The sequence below is a fragment of the Pseudodesulfovibrio cashew genome (genome assembly GCF_009762795.1).
In the GTDB taxonomy this organism is placed as follows: domain Bacteria; phylum Desulfobacterota; class Desulfovibrionia; order Desulfovibrionales; family Desulfovibrionaceae; genus Pseudodesulfovibrio; species Pseudodesulfovibrio cashew.
Window position 1 is genome coordinate 1,159,417 of sequence record NZ_CP046400.1, and the last position, 18,577, is coordinate 1,177,993.

Sequence of the window (18,577 nt, forward strand, 5' to 3'; positions counted from 1 at the left end):
AATCTGATAAGAACAGTGCAAAGATGGACTGAACTCATTGTTATTTCATATAAAAATGATGATCAATACTTGGCGCAATATGAAAAGATCGGAGTATTATCACAGCAGGTAGAGCCTATTTGGCAAGATCTCGCCCTAGTACACAAGGCTTTGGCTTTCAAGAAATGTGGCGTGCGATAAACGATAGGTGGGACAGTGCAAAGGCGGGTTGGGTGCCTGAAGCGGTTGCCCGGTCCGTGTAAAGCGTCTAGGATTGAGGCTGTTTTCAGGGTGACTTGGGAGCGTTTTGCAAAATTGCAGTGACTAAACGTCATCTGGCTCTGTCGTTCCGGGGTTTCCCCCGGGCTGAGCAATTATCATGAGAGCAGAGTTGCAGGTTTCATTGCAGACGCTGTAGTTGAGTTGTCTTACGAGCGACATGAGTAAGCATAATCCAAGCTGTTTAATTGTGGAAGAATAAGACGTAGTCATGCAAAAGGTATGGAGTGAATTGATCAGTAATACAAGCTGTTACTCTGATAATTTCTGCTCTGGGCCCGAACTTCAGCAAGAATGCATACTGGGGGCTGCGACGCCTCCGAAGTCTATTATGCGGATTATTGCGGATTGCTTTCCATCGAGTAACGGCAGGGACGTATCTCCGTCGGTCGTGATTCAGGGGGCGTGGGTACTCGACGGATGCCAAGGCATGGCCGTCCTGTCACACTGTGGATTATTGCAGTTTATGCAACGCGCGGAGGCCGATTCAGATGCCTGATCAGGTGGAAGTGATCATTGCAAGATACAGGGAAAACATCACTTGGGCTGCGGCGCTCGGCTATGATTACGTAGTGTACGACAAAGGCGGCAAGCCTGCTGAAAATGCCATTGAATTGGAGAATATCGGCAGAGAAAGCCATACCTACCTTACGCATATAGTGCGCAACTACGAGCGGCTTGCCGACGTCAATGTCTTTTTGCAGGGAAATCCGTTTGATCATTTGGATGATCGGCATCAGGGGAGCGTGGAAATGCTGCGGAACATGATTGCGGACGTTGCAGACCGCAGGGTGCCATTCAAGGGTTTTGCCTGGTTCAAGCTCAAATGCGACGGTCTGGGACGCCCGCATGACCTGCGCAAGCCTGAGAACGAGGGGCGTTGGGCCGGATGGGGCAAAGACATCCCTCTGGCCGAAGTTTTCGAGAGGCTCTTTGACGCGTCGTTTCCAAGACAGTTGGTGGTTCGAGCTCCGGCAGGGATCTTTGCCGTGACCGGAGAACGCATCCGTTCACGGCCAAAGGCGTTCTATGCCTACGCCCTCGGACTTTTGGAGGCAGACCCGGCGGACGAGTGTAATACCGGTCACGCCTTCGAGCGGCTATGGCAGCATATTTTCAACGGAAATACGGCCTGGAACCGGGAGGTGTACCCGGCTCCCGATGGACCTGTCTGTCTTTGACGCGGTGGTGGGCCAGCCATGTTTCTCCCTCTCAATCTACGGATCGCGATTTCTTCGCTCAAGGCGCACAAATGGCGTGCCATCTTGGCCATGGTTGGCGTGTTTCTCGGGGCCCTGGCCTTTACCGGGGTACAGCATGTTTCCGAGATAATGGTTCGCCAGTCAGAGATCGAGACTGAAAAACTCGGTCCCAACCTTTTCGCCGTGATGGCAGGGCAAATTCGTTTCAGTCGAGGCGGATCGGTGCGCGTGTCCGCCAGCAACAGAAATTTTCTCCTTGGCGATGCGGTGGCAGTCATCAACGGGGTTCCGTCGGTGCTGGAAGGCGCGCCCTTCGTGGCCACGGACATGCCGTTGCGCGCCAACGGACGGGGAGTGACCGCCAAGTTGCTCGCCACCTGGCCGAGTTATCAGGAGATACGGAATTTCCGGCCTTCGCTGGGGCGGTTCTTCGATCAGTCCGACGTGGAGAACAGATCGAGAGTCTGCGTTCTCGGTCAGAAGGTGGCCACACGGCTTTTCGATTCGCCGGAAGGGGCCATGGGCAAGATGGTTCATCTGTACCGTGCCGGGTTCCGAGTCATCGGAGTCATGGAGGTCAAAGGGCGGGATATTTCCGGCGAGGATCAGGACGAATATGTCTTTTTGCCGGTAACGACCTTCCTTCGCAGGGCAGCCAACCAGAACTGGCTAAGCGGCGTTTTTCTCCGCCTGGCCAAGGAAGCGGACCCTGATGAGGTCGGGGCGGCGGCATCAGCGGTTCTCCGGGAGCGTCATGCCATAGGTCCCGGGGAAGATGATGATTTTTCGACCATGTCAGCCAAGGACGCCATGAAGCTTCAGCAGCAGGCCCTGGATCTCATGGGCACCCTGGGCGGCATCACCTCGGTGATCTCCTTTGCAGTGGGCGGTATGGGCATACTTTCCATCATGATTCTGGTGGTGCGTTCACGCCGGGTGGAGATCGGCGTGCGTCGCGCCGTGGGCGGAAGGCGGCGCGACATCGTGCGCCAGTTCCTCTTCGAGTCCGCTCTGATGGCCGGCGTAGGGGGCGGGCTGGGCGTCCTGGTCACCGTGGTTCTGGTCACGGTGGGCTGCAATTTGGCCGACCTGCCTCTGGTCATCCAACCGGCCGGACTTCTGCTGACCCTGGCCGGGTCCTGCCTGCTCGGCGTGGCCGCCGGTGCATATCCGGCATGGCAGGCCGCGCGAATCGAGATTCTCGAAGTACTTCGGCACTAGATGGAAAAACCTGTTATTTCAGCTTGAATCAAATTAAATAGTTGGCTATATTTGTATTTATAGCTGGCTATTCAATTGTGCGGAGGCCGTCATTTGCAGAGGCTGGCCCCTACACTGGATGCGTCATCCTGCGGAGTTATTTTCAAGTCTAAGCCCTGTGACAAAATCCATATTTCGTGGCATGTCTTGAAGTCCAGGGTCGGTGGGATTGCATCTCCCGGCCACATGATGTCGACCAAAGGGGGGAGGCATGGGAAACAACACAATGTCGGCGGACATGCGTACCAGAGTGATTAAGGCGGCGGCGGATTGCTTCGATGAGCGGGGTGTTGAAGGCACCGAGTACTCGCATATTGCCGAGGCCGCAGGTGTCAGCATCGAAGACATCAAGTCGGAATTCGGGAGTAAGGAGGAACTGGCCCTGGACGCCCAGTCCTATGAAATTGAGCGACTGACCGACGAGTACCTGGCCAATATGCCCGATGCGAGCCCTCGGGACGCGGTCAAATTCATTTTCAGAACTCGACTGTCCTTTATCGAAGCGAAACCCAATCGCACCAAATTGTTCTTGTCTGAAGCCATTCAGGGCAAATCGCCCTGGTCGGAAAGGCTGGACCAGGTAATCTGGCATGTCTCCATCGAGCTGGCCTCGCTGCTGGAGCGCGGGATACGCGAGGGTCGGTTTGAAAAGAACACTGATGCGCAACTGGTGGTGCGCGCACTGACCTCCATCTACCTGACCGGTGTGGTCACCATCGGCATGCGCAGGGAAAAAATCGTGGCCAAGGACGTTTGGGACTTCATCGAGCCCCAGATCGACCTGATCTTCGACTGTATTCGCGCCTAGCCCTCTTCTTTCTCGCTCAAAAAATCAGGCCACGGGTCAAGTCAGGTCCGTGGCCATCCGATATGACAGTGTTGCAACAGCCTGTGAACGGCGTTTACAACGCGGAAACTTATTGATAACGGCTTGAGCATGAACCGGGAACGGAAGCTCCGGCAGGATCGCGAGACCATGCGGCGGCGCATTCTGGACGCGGCCAAGCGGCTCTTCGTCAAGGAAGGGTTCGAAAACGTGTCCATGCGGCGGATCGCCACGGCCATTGAGTATAGTCCGGCGGCGATCTACCGGTATTTCCGCAGCAAACGCGAGATACTCTCGGTCCTGCGCGATGAAGGGTTCCGGCGTTTCGTGGCCGGACAGCGGGAACGGAGTGGCTCCCACTCGGACCCGCTTGAACGGCTGCGGCAGAGCGGGCGGGGCTACCTTGAATTCGCCCGGCGCGAGCCGGATTATTATCACCTCATGTTCTCCACCGACTGCGCCGAGGTGGAGTTGGACGGGGATCTGGCCGTGAACTCGCTGCTTTCCTACCGGCTGTTCCGCGAGTCCGTGCAGGATTGCCTGGACACCGGACGTTTCGGCGACGTCGACCCGGAGGCCGCGGCCTTCGCCTTCTGGTCCGGGGTGCACGGGCTGGCCAACCTGATCAACACCGGCCGCTTCGGGGTCATGGCGCAAGCCGGAAACCATGAAGAACTGATCGACCGTATTCTGGAATTTACCCTCCGTTCGGCGCGAGCGGAGGATACAACCGCTGAAAGAGGCGACGCATCATGAAACATGTCAGTCTGTTGACCCTGGCGCTGGTCCTGTCCGTCTGGCTGCTCCCGGCATCGGTCCGGGCTCAGTCGCAGGAGACCTTCGAGGCCGAGGCCGCCGCCCGCCGCGCCACGCTCACCGGATTCACCCGTGCCCGGAGCTCCATGACACTGGTGGCCGAGGAGTCGGGACGCGTGGAAAAGGTCATGGCCGACGTGGGCGACACCCTGGGCCAGGACGGGCTGTTCGCCCAGCTGGACACCACCTTCATCCGCCTCGATCTGCGGGAGAACCGGGCGGAGCAGGAACGGCTCAAATCCGATTTCGAATACTACCGCAAGGAGATGAACCGCTACAAGCAGCTGGTCAAATCCAAGAACGCGGCCCAGTCCACGCTGGACTCCAACGTCCGGGCGCATCAGGGTGCGCTCCAGCAACTGCGCGGCAAGCAGATCGAGGAGCGCGTGCTCATGGAGCGGATGAAGCGGTTTTCCCTGATCGGGCCTGCGGGATGGAAGGTCGTCACCCGGTACATCGAACCCGGCGAGTGGGTGACCAAGGGGGAAAAGGTGGCCGAGTTGGGCAACTACGAGGCGCTCCTGGTACCCTATGCCCTGACCGGGGCCGAGTTTCGCGCGCTCAAGGAGCAGGGAGAGAACATTACCCTGCGGTTGACCGATCTGAACATCCCGGTCCAGGCGAGAATTGAGCGCGTTTCCCCGGGCTTCGACCCGCAGAGCCGTAAAATCAATGTCGATCTCCAGATAAGCCAGGGCGACTTCGAATTCCGGGGCGGCCTGCGCACCGAGCTTGTCCTGGAGCTGCCTGATCCTGGCGGTGCGGTGCTGGTCCCCGCGACCGCGTTGGTCAAGGCGTATGAAGAGTACTTTCTCATGACGCCCGAAGGCGAGCGGGTCCGCGTCATGCTGTTGGGCAGCGGCAGGAACAACCTGCGGCGTGTTTCCTCGCCGGAAGTCCACGCGGGCGACAGGTTTATGGTCAAGCCGTAAAGGCTTTGCCCGCCCTACGGGCCGGGCTTTCAACAGATGAGCATGGCGTTTGGCAGCGGTCCGCTTTGAGCCGGACCAGGCTGGCGGCGGGACCCGGTCGCCCGGCACGGTGACAAGAGGGGCGGAGGCAGTTTCATGATACAAAATCTCGTCGCGTTGACGCTGAAGCAGAAAGTTTTCGTCAACCTCATGTTCGTCCTGCTCATGGTCGTCGGGGTCTTTTGCGTTTTCGATCTGTCCGTGGAGCGCTATCCTGACGTGCGCATGGGCAAGGTGATCATCAGCGGCTTCCTGCCCGGCGCCAGCCCGGACGAGGTCGAGACCCTGGTCACGCGCAAGATCGAGGACGCCCTGGAAGATCTGGAGAACGTGGAGTTCATCCGCTCCCGTTCATTCCGCCAACGCTCCTCCGTATTGGTCAAGTTCCTGGACGATACCGATTACGACAAGCTGTATGACGAATTGCGCTTCAGGGTGTTGTCTATCCAGAATGACCTGCCCGAAGATATGGATCCCCCCTCATTCACGGTCATTTCCATGGCCGAGTGGCTCCCTGCCATCTCCGTGAACCTGGTGGGCGAGCGCTCCAACCGCGCGCTCACGCTCATGGCCGAGGAGATGAAGATCCCGCTCCAGCGGATCGCGGGAGTAAAAGAGGTCCAGATCAAAGGCGAATTCGAGCGGGAATTTCACGTCGCACTGGACCCGCGCAAGATGATGCGCCTGGGCGTGACCTTCAACCAGGTGGCCGAGACCCTGCAAGGGGCCAACGTTTCGGTCCCGGCTGGCGATTTTCTCAGTGATTCCGGTGAATACGTCATTGTGGTCGACGAGAAGTTCCGATCCCGGGACGAAATCGCCTCCACAGTGATCCGGCGCGACCTGGACGGCTCCTTCGTCACGGTGGGCAACGTACTCAGCCACGCGGGCATGGGCTACCGCGACCCGTTCGTGGTATCATCCGTGAACGGCGTGGACTCGGTTTCGGTCAAGATCATCAAGACGCCCGAGGGGAACGCCCTGGACATCGGGGCCGAGGTGGAGAAGGTCGTGGCCTCGTTCAAGCCGCTGCTCGACAAGGAGGGCGTCAAAGCGGTCCTGACCCAGGACCAGCGGGTCTACATCAACGAGAACATCAACACCCTGGGCTCCAACCTGCTGGTCGGTATTTTCCTGGTCTGCGGCTGCATCTGGCTGGTAATGGGCTTCCGGAACGCCATGCTGACCACCGTGGGCGTGCCGTTCTCCTTTTTGGTGACCATGATCATCATGTGGTTGACCAACAGCTCCCTGAACGAGATCACACTGTTCTCCTTTGTTTTGGTTTCGGGCATCATCGTTGACGACGCCATCGTGGTGGTGGAGAACGTCTATCGCCATGTGCAGGAAGGCAGACCGCTCCGCGAGGCGGTGATCCAGGGCACCAGCGAGGTCTTTCTGCCCGTCATGGCTGCCACTTCAACCACCGTGGCCGCCTTCCTGCCCATGCTGATCATGTCCGGGTCCACCGGGGAATTCTTCGCCCAGGTGCCCAAGGCCGTCTCTTTCGCCATCCTCGCTTCGCTCATCGAATGCCTGCTCATCCTGCCGTCGCACTTCTTGGACTGGCCCGGCGCGGAAAAGCTCGAATCCGAGGCAAAGGCAGGCACCAAACACGTATCCGATCCTGCGTTCGTGATCTTTCTCAGGCGGGTCACCGACGCGGTGCTGCAGGTCTTCCTGCGGCACAAGTGGAAATCCCTGCTGACCATCGTGGTGGCCTTTGTTGCGGCCCTGGCCATCTTCGGCGTCTCGGTCACCGGCGTCATGCCCCTGCTGCGCATCAAGTTCTTCCCTGACGAATACAACCTCTTCTACGTCTCGGCGGAAGGGCCCGTGGGCACGGACGTCTACACCTCCTCCGACAAGATCAAGGCGATCTCCAAGCTGATTCTGGGCTTCGGTCCGGGCACGACCAAGTCCTGCTCCGCCCTGGCCGGCATGGACATCAACGACGACTACGAGACCGTGTTCGGAACCAACCGGGCCATCGTCACCGTGGAGATTCCGGCGCGGGAGGACCAGCATTTCATCGACAACCCGGAAAACGACCCACAGTTGTTGCTGGACACCGTGCGCGAGCGGCTCAAGCCCTTGACCGAGGGCGGCTGGTCCCTGCGCGTCTGGGCGGAGAAGGGTGGTCCTCCCGCGGGCAAGGACGTGAATATCCGTGTACTCGGCCCGGACCAGGAGGCTGTGCGTGGCCTCAAGAACGACATCTACTCCTGGATACAGCAGAACAAGGACATCGCGCCCCTCCTTATCGACTTCGGCAGCGACACGGGCATGGACAACCGCGTGTTCCGGTTCAGCCCGCTGCCCGATCTCGTTTCGGAATACGGGCTGACTCCGGCCCAGGTCGTTTCCCTGGCCGGAGGGCTGCTTGACGGCCGTCTGGTGGGAGAGTTCCGGGCCGCGGACGAAGACGTGGACCTGCGCATGAAGATCGACAAGCATTTCCTGCGGGAGCCCGAGGACGCCCTGGACATCCCGGTGCTGGAAGACAACGAGGGGCCGGTCCGCGTGGGCGATCTGGTCGAGGTGTCTACCTACCGCGAGCCTGGTCAGCTCAACCGTTTTCAGGGACAGCGGGCCGTCACCCTGACCGCCAACATCCGTCCCGGCGCGCCCATCACCGCACCGACCGTGGTGCACGACGTGAGCGCCTACTACAAGACCATCCAGGCCAAGTATCCGGGTGCGACCCTGAACTTCTCCGGGGAATTCGAGTCCACGGGGCGGTCGTTCACCTCGCTCATGTACGCGTTCTGCATCGCGCTGCTGATCATGTACACCATCCTGGCCTGCCAGTTTCAGTCCTATGTCCAGCCGGTGGTCATCCTCTCGGCGGTGGCCTTTGCCCTCATCGGGGTCATCTTCGGCACCTTCCTGACCCGTTCCCTGTTTACGGTGAACAGCTTTGTGGCTACCGTGGGTGTGGCCGGGGTCGTGGTCAACGACTCCCTGGTGCTGCTCGACTTCATCAACCGCCTCTACAGTGCCGGATACAAGCGGCGGGACGCCATCCGCGAGGCGGTCCGCATCCGGCTGCGGCCCATCCTGCTGACCACCCTGACCACCACGCTGGGACTGCTGCCCATGGCCATGGGCATTCCCTACTATTCGCTGGTCTGGGGCACCATGGCGACCACCTTCGTCACCGGCCTGTGCGTGGCCACGGCTCTGACCCTGTTCATCATGCCCATAGAATGGGACCTGTTGACGCGGCGCAAGGAGCGCAAGGCCTTGAAGCGGGCCAAGAAGCGCGGTCTGAGCCAAAGCGACGGCGGGATGTAACCGTTTCAGAGAAGAAAGACGGCAGCAGTAAAGTTCTGAAGGACGAAAAAAGCCGGTTGCACACTTATCCCGCACCAACGGTGCGAAAAAGGGGATGCAAGGGGCTCACCCCCTTGCCCGCCGGAGGCGAAATCACCAGACTGTCGCCGCCGAGAGGCGGCTTCAACCGCTGATTCGATTTTATGGGGTTGGCGATGTATTTCAAAATGAAGGCGGGAGCCGGCAATGAAGGCTCCTGCCTTGTTGTTGGGCGAGTGCGCGAGCTTCCGCTGCCCCTCGGTTGCGCCACTCCGCCGGGCAGGCTATCGTGGGCCACCATCCGTCAACCAAGGAGTTTCCATGGCCGTGCATCCCACCGTGACCCTGCTGGTCCGGGACATCGAAAAATCCGCTCAGTTCTACGAACGGAGCCTCGGCTTCACCCTGACCTGGGAAACGTTGCTTATCGGCCCCTACGGGCAATCCCTGCGCCTTCTGGAGGTGCCTGACGGTCCCACCGGGGGGTGCATCGTGCACACAGTGGAGGTGCCGGACGTGGATGCCGCCGTGGACGCCATCGTGGAGCACGGCGGCGGGCGCGGAGAGAATCTCCTGGACGGCACGCCCCTCTATGTGGGCCCGGACGGCGAACTGATCATGCTCTCCCAGCGGGGGCTGCCGGGAGCGGACGCGGTCAAGCTGGTGGTTTACGATTTCGACGGCGTCATGACCGACAACCTGGTCCATGTGCGTGAGGACGGCGTGGAGTCGGTCTCCGCCAACCGCTCCGACGGCCTCGGCGTGGGCATGATCCGGAAGCTCGGCATTTCCCAGTGTATCCTCTCCACCGAGACGAACCCCGTGGTCAAATCGCGGGCGGCCAAGATCGGTATACCCGCGGCCGGGTCAGTGTCCGACAAGGGGTCCGCCATCATCGGCCTTGCCTCCGAGTATGGCGTTTCCCTGGCCGAAGTCCTGTACATGGGCAACGACGTGAACGACGCGGACGCCATGGGCCTGTGCGGGTTCAAAGTCGCCCCTGCCGACGCCCATCCGTCCATCCTGGCTCTGGCCGACTACGTGACCGAGGCCGCAGGAGGTCATGGCGCGGTGCGTGAGCTGGCGGACGTGCTGCTGGCCGGAAGAAAGGGAGAGTAAGTCGGGATGCCCGCTATAATGTGGGCAGGGTGAAGACGAACTTGCTGCCTTCGCCGGGTGTGGATTCAACCCAGATATGGCCCTGGTGGCCTTCGATGATGTTCCGGGAGATGGACAGTCCCAGCCCTGTGCCCCGGGGACGGTCGGTCAGGCTGTCCTGCGCCTGGGTGAACTTATCGAAGATGGTGGTGCGCATCTCGTCCGGGATGCCCGTGCCGGTGTCGGTGACGGAAATGCGGATGTGCTCGCCCACCTGCCGGGCGCGGACCGAGACGGTGCCGTGTTCGGTGAACTTCACGGCGTTGGACAGAAGGTTGACCATGACCTGTATCAGCCGGTCCGGGTCGGCCATGACGTCGGGCAGGTTCGGCTGGATGTCCGTTATCAGGGTCAGGTCCGTATCCATGAACAGGGCGTCCGAGGCCTCCAGCGAGCGCTGAATGAAATCGTTGGGGCTGATGGCCTCCATGCGGTACTCGACCTTGTTGGCCTCCATCTTTGCCAGGTCGAGGACATCGTTGATCAGCGCCGTGAGCCGTTCCCCCTCGCTGACGATGATGTCGAGGTTCTTGCTGATCCGCTCCATCTCCTTGGGCAGCTTGGGGTCGCTTTCCTGGTTCACCGCAGGATAGATGGCCTCAAGGAGCTTCTTGCGGATGATCTTGGCGAAGCCGAGAACCGAGGTCAGCGGGGTGCGCAGTTCATGGGAGACCACGGACAGGAACTCGGTCTTGGCCCGGTTGGCCCTGGCCAGCTCGCGCGTGCGTTCCCGGACGCGAATCTCCAGTTCGTCATGGCTTTTGCGAAGTGCCTCCTCGCTCCGCTTCCGCTCGGAAATATCGCGAGCCACGATCACGGCGTGGCTTTTGCCCTGCTGGTCGACGATGCGGAGGGACATCTCCACCGGGACCGGTTCGTCCCGCCGGCAGTGGGGACACAGGAATTCGGTCTCCAGGCTCAGGTTGTTGCTGCGGGAGTTGAACAGGTTGGTGGAGTACCGGGCGATGTGCTCGGGCAGCAGTTCCCTGAACGGGGTGCCCTGAAGGGATTTGGGCCGACACCCCAGCATGTTCTCAGTGGAGCCGGAGGCGTCGAGAATGGTCCCGGTAGCCGTGTCGACGACGATAATGGCGTCCGACACCCGGTCAAGCAGCGAGCGAAAGTGTTCAAGCTCGTCCAGGCGACTCTTGAGTTCAGGATAATAGCTCTTGCTTATGGATCGCTCGCCCAGCCCGATGAGCTTTTCGCGTTCACGGGCCAGGACGTCTGTAGGCGGTTCAGCACGCTTTTTCATAAATACCCATCACCTCGTCCTTGGTGGGCTGTTTCGGATTGGTCAGCATGCAGGCGTCCGCCAGGGCGCAGTCAGCCAGTTTGGAAAGGTCGGCCGAAGTCACTCCGAGCTCATGCAGGTTGTCCCGGACGCCCGCAGCGCGCTTCAGCTGCCGGAAGGCCTCCAGTGTTCCGGATTTGATCTCTTCCAGGGAGGCGGAAGCGGGGATGCTCCCGCCCAGGGCGTTGCCGAGTTGCCGGTATTTTTCCGGTGCCGCGTCGAAATTGTAGTCCACCACGTGGTCCAGCAGAATGGCGTTGCACAGGCCATGGGGCAGGTCGAGCAGGCCGCCGAGGCTATGGGCCATGGCGTGCACTGCGCCCAGGATGGCGTTGGAAAAGGCGAGTCCTGCATAAGTGGAGGCGAGCATCATGCCGACGCGGGCGTCCAGGTTGTCCGGCTCGTTGATGGCCGTGAGCAGGTGGGCGTGCACCAGACGCACGGCCTCCAGGGCGTTGAGGTCTGTGAACGCGGAGCTGGCGTTGGAGACGAAGGCCTCGGTGGCGTGGGTCAGAGCGTCGAGGCCGGTGTGGGCCGTCAGGTCACGGTCCATGGTCATGGTCAGCAGGGGATCGATGAGCGCCACGTCCGGGACCATGGTCTTGGATACGATGGCGATCTTCACCTTCCGCTCGGTGGCGTTGATGATGCAGAACTGGGAAACATCCGCGCCGGTTCCCGCAGTGGTGGGTATGCAGATCAGGGGCGGCGCGGGATAGCGGACCTTGTCCACGCCTTCGAAGTCGAGCACGTGCTGGTTGTTCGTGCAGACGATGCCGATGGCCTTGGCGCAGTCCATGGAACTGCCGCCGCCTACGGCCACAATGGCGTCACATCCCTCCCGCCGGTACACGTCGGCGCCTTCCATGACCTCTATGTCGCGCGGATTGGGCGTCACATGGGTATACAGGACGCTGTCCACCCCGGCCCGCGCCAGGGAGTCCATGGCGTCGCCCGGAGTGCCGATCCGTGCCAGGTCGGGGCAGGAAACCACCAGGCATTTCTTTACGGACAGGTTGGCTGCGAACTGGCCGGTAAGCGTAGCCGCTCCGGCACCGAAGACGAATTCCGGAGCCACGAATTTTCTCAATTCCGAGATGTCGGTTCGAACCATACTCCCTCCTTGGCGGCGTGATCCGCAAAGAAACATTTGCGGTATATATAGCGTAAACCGTGAAATCAGGGAAGAGCACTGGAGAAATCTATAACGAAATCAGAGTGAGCGCATCATGATCAGCAACTCCTCCACCTCCTCGCCCAATCTGGTACGGTAAATTTCAGTTCCTTTCTTCTCCCTGCAGGCCGATTCCAGATCGGCGGCGGTGAGAGCCGCGGCGTGGGCTCCCACGGCCGAGCATATGGACTTGGCGGTGCGGGCGAGTTTGGCGGCGGACATCGGGTCCCCTGCGTCGAGAGCCTGACCTATTTCCGTCATGATCAGGGCCAGTTCCGTCCGTGCCGTGGCCGTGAAATCCGCGAACAGCGACTCATCCGCGCCCAGGTCCTGCATGGCCTTGTCCGGGGACCAGACCGGCAGCTCTTCGCCTTCCGGCGGCGGTTCGGGGCGGATGGAACCGGCGGGGGCGGATCTTGGGACTGCCGGCTGGACAGGGGCTGCGTGCTCCGGCGTGGCTCCCACCAGGCGGTTGATGATCAGGGCAAGCTCATTGAAATCCACCGGCTTGGAGACGTAGTCGTTCATCCCCGCGTCAATGGATTTTTCCCGGAACTCCTTGAGGGCGTGGGCGGTCACGCCGACGATCGGTATGGACGGGTTCGGGATGGGATGGCCGGGGTTGGCCAGGCGGATCGCCTTGGTGGTGGAGATGCCGTCCAGAACAGGCATTTCAATATCCATGAGCACCAGGTCGAACCGTTCCCGCTTGAGCAGATCAAGGACCTCAAGGCCGTTGGCGGCCACGGAGTAGGAATAGCCCATCTCCTCCAGCCGCAGGGTGGTGACCATCACGTTCACGTCGTTGTCCTCGGCCACCAGGAGGTGGATGGGCCGCGTGGGCGCCTCGGGTACGGCGGCCCGCGGTGCAACCGGAAGCGGGCAGGAGAAGCCCGGTTCGAACCGGACGACGAAGGAAAAGACCGACCCCCGGCCCACCTTGGACGTGACGTTGATGTCGCCGCCCATGAGCGCGATGAGCTGCTTGCAGATGGCCAGCCCCAGGCCGGTGCCGCCAAAGGCCCGCGTGGTCTGGGAAAAGGATTGGAAAATGGAGTCCATGAACTCTTCGGGGATGCCGATGCCCGTGTCCTCCACCTCGAAGAGGATACCGATGGTCCTCGGGTCCTCGGGATCGCGGGAAGGGGCGTCCGGGGCGGGCTTGACCCTGATGGCGATGGTTCCCCTGTGGGTGAACTTGATGGCGTTGCCCACCAGGTTCATGAGCACCTGCCTGAGGGAGAGCGGGTCGCCCTTGACGCAGGTGTGCAGGCCTTTGTCGATCTCCAGGACCATGTCCAGGTCCTTTTGCCGTCCCTGGACCTCCAGCCCCTTGATGGTCGTCCGCACGTGGAAGGGCAGGTCGAAATCCGTCCTGTCCAGAACCAGCTTGCGGGCTTCGATCTTGGACAGGTCGAGGATGTCGTTGATGATCGAGAGCAGATGCTGGGCCGAGTCCATGACGGTCCGCAGATAGTCGCGCTGGTCGCTGTTCAGGTCGGTCTGGAGCAGGATGTCGGTCATGCCCACGATGGCGTTCATGGGGGTGCGAATCTCATGACTCATGGCTGCCAGGAATTCGGATTTGGCCCTGTTGGCCGCCTCGGCATCCTCGCGGGTGCGGACCAGGTCCTCTTGGTTGCGCCTGTGGTCCGTGATGTCGTCCCAGGCCCAGATCACGCCCTTGCCCAGGCTGCCGGGGTCCACGGCCTTGCCGTACATCCGGCACCAGATCTTGTCTCCCTGCTTGTTGCGGAAGGCCTGTTCCGTGTTGAATTCGCCCCGCTTGGAGAGGGTGTCGCGGGCATGGCGTACAAAGGCCTCCTCCTCCACTTCCGTGCTGAGGATCATGCTCAGCTTGTTGCCGATGAGCTCGCCGGGAGAGTAGCCGAAGATTTCCGCGCCCCGGCGGTTGATGGTCGAGAAGCGGCGGCCTCGGGACATGGCGATGCCCATGAGGGAGTTCTCCAGGATGGCCTCGAACTTGGAGAGGGATTGGCGGATGCGGTTTTCCGATTCCTTGCGCACCGTGATGTCGCGCACGTTGGCCAGGATTGCCTCCTGGCCCCGGTAGACGATGCGGTTGAGATAGATCTCGGCGTCGAATTCACTGCCGTCGTGCGGTCGTCTGGCTTTCCATTCGAAATATTGCGGCTCACCGTTGACCACGGACCGCCACAGGGAGGAGAGGCGGTATACCGCGTTGTTCCGGCTGGAGAGGTCCTTGGCGATGGATATTTCGGACAGCTCCTTGCGGGTCAGGCCGTACATGCCCAGCATGCGCTCGTTGGCGTCCAGGATATTGCCGCCCACGCCGTGGATGAAGATGGCGTCGTGCGAGGCGTCGAAGATGGTGCGCATGGCCTCTTCCGACTCCTTGAGCTCGCTGGTCCGGTCGCGGACCCGTTCTTCCAGAAGCTGATGGGCGCTGCGGAGTTCCTTTTCCGCCTGCCTGCGCCTGGCCCTGTTGGCCATGAGCACCAGGATGATGACCATCTGGATGACGGTGAAGGCCACACCCATCCATATGTATTTCATATCCTGATTGTATATGGACGGCGGGCGGTTGATGATTTCCGACTCTTCCGGCAGCGCCGACAGGTCGATATTGTGCCGCTTGAGTTCCCGGTAGTCGAACATGGGCCGTGACAGTCCCTCGGTTATCACCGGGATATCCTTGGGCTTGTTCCCGGCCAGGACGTGCAGGGCGATCTGGGCCATGGCCTGCCCCTGGAAGTGTCCGGAAGAGAGCATGCCCCCCACGATGCCGTGGCCCAGGTCGATGTCCACAAGCCCGTAGACCGGCACGGCAGTCGCCTTGGACACGGCGTTGACCACCTCGCCGACGTCGTGGAAATGGCCGAGATTGTCCCGGTGATAGACGCCGAACAGGACCAGGGAGTCCTCGGGGAGCCCCTTGACCTCGCGGTACAGGTCGGGCAGCGGGATATTGGCGGAATAGCGGATGCTTACGCCCGGGGCAAAATCCTGCAACTGCTCCTTGATGGTCCTGGTGATGGCCTTGCCTGTGGGAGAGTGGTCGTTGATGACGTAAACCTGTTTGGTGTCGGGGTGTATCTTCAGCGCCCACCACAGGGTTCCCTTGGCGTCAACGTTCTCGGCCACGCCGGTGAAAAGCGGGTGGTCGCGGATCATCTCCGGGCGGTAGAAGTTGATGCCGCAGAAGACCACGGGGACCCCGGGGAAGAGCTCCTCGTGATAGCTGCGCATGAAGTCGAAGGCGTTGTTGTCCGCAAGCATGATCAGGTCCAGCTTCACGTCCCTGTACTTGTGGGCGTACACATCCCGGAGCTGTTCGGCGTAGTGCTTGTCGAAGGTGACGCGCTTGGTGTCCATGTTTTCCACATGGAGGTTGATGCCCATTTCCTTGGGACGCAGGACCTCGAACAGGCCGCGCGAAATGGATTCGTTCCAGATGAAGTCCTGGTGGTAGGAGTTGAGCAGCAGGATCTGCTTGTGGTCCTGCGCTCCGTGCGCCGGGGAACAGGCGGCGGCAACGAAAATGACCAGCAGAAAGACTGCTGCCCAGAAACGTCCGTTTGCGCCGAGGTCCTGATACCGGTTCATGGCACCGCCTGGTAGGGTTGATGATTGAACACCCGTACCAAAAGCGCGCGTTTAAATAAAGGGCAATCCCGTTAAGGTGTTGCGGAGGGCTCCCTAGTTGCTGGCGGGAGCCAGGCCGCCGAAGCGGGAGGCCAGCCGGGCCTTGTACAGCTGGTCGTCCTCGGCATTGTTCACCCGGTTGTGCTTCTCGTAGTCCACCTCGATGAGCAGGGCGTTGGGATTGAAGACGAACCGGTCCTGGGCAAAGGCGATGGCCGACAGCTCGGTGTCTCCGTACTGGGAATGGTAGCCGGGGTAGAACAGCATGTTTCTGTACAGGGAGGCCAGCCAGGCGCGACGCGCCAGGCCGAAGGCGGCCACGGTGCCGAAGAACCGCCCCTCGTTGAAGGCCATCAGCCCGCCACGGCTTTGTTTCATGGCGTTCATGCCCTGCTCCAGCCAGTACATGCCGGGGTATGCGTCCTGGGCCAGGTAGCCGAAGAAGGGCGACTCGGTCCGGCTGTACACGAAATTCGCCACCCGGATGAAGCCCATGCGCTCGTCGTCGTCCACCAGAACCAGCAGTCCGGGATGGTGGGCCCGGAGCCGGAGGATCTCCTCCACCTTCACGGCGAGTTCGTGGTCGATGTAGGGCAGCACCAGGACCACATCATCGTGGCCCGTGGGCTTGAACGAGGCGAATTCGGACGATTTGACGAACTGGGAGGTGAACATGTCTCTTCCTGGCTGGTTCGGGTTGTTGGCGATGCTCTCCCTATCGTCGCTTTCGGCGATTCCCTTGAGGCTGTCTCGGAGGAGAAGCCGTTTTTTTTAAAAATAATGCTTTTTCTCCCCGTTTTTGACCAAAGTCATACTATTGGCCTCGGGAATCTCCTAAACCAGGACTCAACGAGCCTGATTCCGTCAAAAACACAAGGAGTGAAACCATGTTTTGTTACCAATGCGAACAGACCGCCAAGGGCGGTTGCACCAAAGTCGGCGTGTGCGGCAAAAAAGACGAGACCGCCGCTCTTCAGGATTTGCTGCTCTATCTTTCCAAGGGCCTTTCCCAGGTGGCCGTGGCCGCCCGCGAGCAGGGCGTTGAGGACCCCGCCGCCAACCTGTTTACCGTGAAGGCCATCTTCTCGACCCTGACCAACGTCAACTTCGACGACGACCGCTTCGTGGCCCTGATCAACGACTGCGTTGCCAAGCGCGACGCCCTCAAGGCCAAGGTCTCCGGCGTCGAGTTCACCGGTCCCGCCGCGCTGGTTCCGGCCGCCGACAAGGCGGGCATGATCGCCCAGGGCAAGGAATACGGCATCGAGAAGGACCCCGAGCTCAACGAGGACCTCAAGTCCCTCAAGCAGACCCTGACCTACGGCCTCAAGGGCGTGGCCGCCTACGCCGATCACGCCGCCATCCTCGGCAAGGAGGACAACGACCTCTACGCCAAGATCCAGGAGCTCATGGCCGCCACCCTGTCCACGGACCTGACCCTGGAGCAGTGTGTGGAAGCCGCCCTCGAATGCGGTCGCCAGAACATCCGCGCCATGGAGCTGCTCGACGACGCCAACACCTCCGCCTACGGCCACCCGGAACCCACCGAGGTCAAGCTCGGCGCCACCAAGGGCAAGGCCATCCTCGTCTCCGGCCATGACCTCAAGGACCTGGAGACCCTGCTCAAGCAGACCGAGGGCAAGGGCATCAACATTTACACCCACGGCGAGATGCTGCCCTGCCACGCCTACCCGGAACTGAAGAAGTACCCACACCTGGCGGGCCACTACGGCACGGCCTGGCAGAACCAGCAGAAGGAATTCGCCGAGTTCCCCGGCGCCATCCTGATGACCACCAACTGCATCCAGAAGCCCACGACCTACATGGACGCCATCTTCACCACCGGCCTGGTCGGCTGGCCCGGCGCGGTGCACGTCTCCAACGACGACTTCACCCCGGTCATCGAAAAGGCCCTGGCCATGGGCGGCTTCCCCGCCGACACCGACAAGAGCACCGTCATGGTCGGCTTCGCCCGCAACGCGGTCATGTCCGTGGCCGGCACGGTCATCGACGCGGTCAAGTCCGGCGACATCCGCCACTTCTTCCTGGTGGGCGGCTGCGACGGCGCCAAGCCCGGCCGCAACTACTACACCGAGTTCGTGGAGAAGACCCCGGCCGACACCGTGGTCCTGACCCTCGCCTGCGGCAAGTTCCGCTTCTTCGACAAGAAACTCGGCGATATCGGCGGCATCCCGCGCCTGCTCGACATCGGGCAGTGCAACGACGCCTACTCCGCCGTGCAGATCGCCCTGGCCCTGGCCGACGCCTTCGACTGCGGCGTCAACGAGCTGCCGCTCTCCCTGGTCCTGTCCTGGTACGAGCAGAAGGCCGTGGCCATTCTCCTCTCCCTGCTGGCCCTGGGCATCAAGAACATCAAGCTTGGCCCCTCCCTCCCGGCGTTCATCACCCCCAACGTGCTGAACTTCCTGGTGGACAACTACAATATCGCCCCCATCTCCACCCCCGACGAAGACCTCAAGGAAATCCTCGGCTAACCCGGCGGAAGACGAACAAACGATCCGGCCTGTCGCGCTCTCGCGTGACAGGCCGTTTTTTTGCGCTTCCAGGCTTCGGAGTCGGCTTCGGTTCGTTATCCGTTACCCATACCAATCCGGGTCGCCGCCCGCGTCGCCCATGGGGTCCGGGGCGGTCCAGCGGCTGGTGAAGGTGGCATTG

Annotated in this window: 12 protein-coding genes; 8 read left to right on the top strand and 4 right to left on the bottom strand. The window is 61.0% G+C overall.

Translation table 11 applies throughout. From position 1 onward, the window contains the following. Positions 1 to 749: 749 nt before the first annotated feature. From GM415_RS05115 to GM415_RS05145, 7 genes are all read left to right on the top strand, one after another. Positions 750 to 1,439 carry a DUF3431 domain-containing protein gene (locus GM415_RS05115; protein WP_158946750.1) on the top strand — a complete coding sequence of 230 codons (690 nt, stop codon included), beginning with the start codon at positions 750 to 752 and terminating at the stop codon, positions 1,437 to 1,439. An 18-nt stretch (positions 1,440 to 1,457) separates the two neighbouring features. Continuing rightward, positions 1,458 to 2,681, top strand: coding sequence for an ABC transporter permease (locus GM415_RS05120; protein WP_158946751.1), 1,224 nt, complete (start codon positions 1,458 to 1,460; stop codon positions 2,679 to 2,681). 250 nt (positions 2,682 to 2,931) lie between these two features. Beyond that, positions 2,932 to 3,528, top strand: a complete 597-nt coding sequence (locus GM415_RS05125; RefSeq protein ID WP_158946752.1) for a TetR/AcrR family transcriptional regulator — start codon at positions 2,932 to 2,934, stop codon at positions 3,526 to 3,528. Between the two features lie 129 nt (positions 3,529 to 3,657). Continuing rightward, entirely contained in the window at positions 3,658 to 4,302 is a 645-nt protein-coding gene (locus GM415_RS05130; RefSeq protein ID WP_158946753.1) for a TetR/AcrR family transcriptional regulator, read from the top strand. Next, positions 4,299 to 5,294: an efflux RND transporter periplasmic adaptor subunit gene (locus tag GM415_RS05135; RefSeq protein WP_158946754.1), complete on the top strand. Its 996-nt coding sequence runs from the start codon at positions 4,299 to 4,301 to the stop codon at positions 5,292 to 5,294. The genes GM415_RS05130 and GM415_RS05135 overlap by 4 nt, the downstream gene beginning before the upstream one ends. A 135-nt stretch (positions 5,295 to 5,429) precedes the next feature. After that, positions 5,430 to 8,630, top strand: coding sequence for an efflux RND transporter permease subunit (locus GM415_RS05140; protein ID WP_158946755.1), 3,201 nt, complete (start codon positions 5,430 to 5,432; stop codon positions 8,628 to 8,630). 339 nt (positions 8,631 to 8,969) lie between these two features. Beyond that, the gene (locus tag GM415_RS05145) at positions 8,970 to 9,767 is read left to right on the top strand and encodes a VOC family protein (RefSeq protein ID WP_158946756.1); all 798 of its coding nucleotides are present in this window, start codon (positions 8,970 to 8,972) and stop codon (positions 9,765 to 9,767) included. A 13-nt stretch (positions 9,768 to 9,780) separates the two neighbouring features. On the opposite strand, the gene GM415_RS05150 is transcribed toward GM415_RS05145, so the two are convergent. From GM415_RS05150 to GM415_RS05165, 4 genes are all read right to left on the bottom strand, one after another. Continuing rightward, positions 9,781 to 11,061, bottom strand: coding sequence for a PAS domain-containing sensor histidine kinase (locus GM415_RS05150; RefSeq protein WP_158946757.1), 1,281 nt, complete (start codon positions 11,059 to 11,061; stop codon positions 9,781 to 9,783). Beyond that, complete coding sequence (gene ercA, locus GM415_RS05155) at positions 11,045 to 12,214, bottom strand: alcohol dehydrogenase-like regulatory protein ErcA (RefSeq protein ID WP_158946758.1); 1,170 nt, start codon at positions 12,212 to 12,214, stop codon at positions 11,045 to 11,047. Before ercA ends, GM415_RS05150 begins: the two co-directional genes overlap by 17 nt. Before the next feature lie 99 nt (positions 12,215 to 12,313). After that, positions 12,314 to 15,862 (bottom strand): PAS domain S-box protein, encoded by a 3,549-nt coding sequence (locus tag GM415_RS05160; protein ID WP_158946759.1) that lies wholly within the window; start codon positions 15,860 to 15,862, stop codon positions 12,314 to 12,316. A gap of 93 nt (positions 15,863 to 15,955) precedes the next feature. After that, on the bottom strand, positions 15,956 to 16,576 hold the full coding sequence (locus GM415_RS05165) for a hypothetical protein (protein ID WP_158946760.1): 621 nt from the start codon (positions 16,574 to 16,576) through the stop codon (positions 15,956 to 15,958). Positions 16,577 to 16,788: 212 nt separating this feature from the next. Here GM415_RS05165 and hcp point away from each other — a divergent pair, with 212 nt between their 5' ends. Continuing rightward, positions 16,789 to 18,396 (top strand): hydroxylamine reductase, encoded by a 1,608-nt coding sequence (gene hcp, locus GM415_RS05170; RefSeq protein WP_158946761.1) that lies wholly within the window; start codon positions 16,789 to 16,791, stop codon positions 18,394 to 18,396. Positions 18,397 to 18,577: the final 181 nt, after the last annotated feature.

Bases quoted from the DNA above. Each gene is read 5' to 3' on its own strand.
- GM415_RS05115 (WP_158946750.1), top strand. From the start codon at position 750: ATGCCTGATCAGGTGGAAGTGATCATTGCAAGATACAGGGAAAACATC.
- GM415_RS05120 (WP_158946751.1), top strand. From the start codon at position 1,458: ATGTTTCTCCCTCTCAATCTACGGATCGCGATTTCTTCGCTCAAGGCG.
- GM415_RS05125 (WP_158946752.1), top strand. From the start codon at position 2,932: ATGGGAAACAACACAATGTCGGCGGACATGCGTACCAGAGTGATTAAG.
- GM415_RS05130 (WP_158946753.1), top strand. From the start codon at position 3,658: ATGAACCGGGAACGGAAGCTCCGGCAGGATCGCGAGACCATGCGGCGG.
- GM415_RS05135 (WP_158946754.1), top strand. From the start codon at position 4,299: ATGAAACATGTCAGTCTGTTGACCCTGGCGCTGGTCCTGTCCGTCTGG.
- GM415_RS05140 (WP_158946755.1), top strand. From the start codon at position 5,430: ATGATACAAAATCTCGTCGCGTTGACGCTGAAGCAGAAAGTTTTCGTC.
- GM415_RS05145 (WP_158946756.1), top strand. From the start codon at position 8,970: ATGGCCGTGCATCCCACCGTGACCCTGCTGGTCCGGGACATCGAAAAA.
- GM415_RS05150 (WP_158946757.1), bottom strand. From the start codon at position 11,061: ATGAAAAAGCGTGCTGAACCGCCTACAGACGTCCTGGCCCGTGAACGC.
- ercA (WP_158946758.1), bottom strand. From the start codon at position 12,214: ATGGTTCGAACCGACATCTCGGAATTGAGAAAATTCGTGGCTCCGGAA.
- GM415_RS05160 (WP_158946759.1), bottom strand. From the start codon at position 15,862: ATGAACCGGTATCAGGACCTCGGCGCAAACGGACGTTTCTGGGCAGCA.
- GM415_RS05165 (WP_158946760.1), bottom strand. From the start codon at position 16,576: ATGTTCACCTCCCAGTTCGTCAAATCGTCCGAATTCGCCTCGTTCAAG.
- hcp (WP_158946761.1), top strand. From the start codon at position 16,789: ATGTTTTGTTACCAATGCGAACAGACCGCCAAGGGCGGTTGCACCAAA.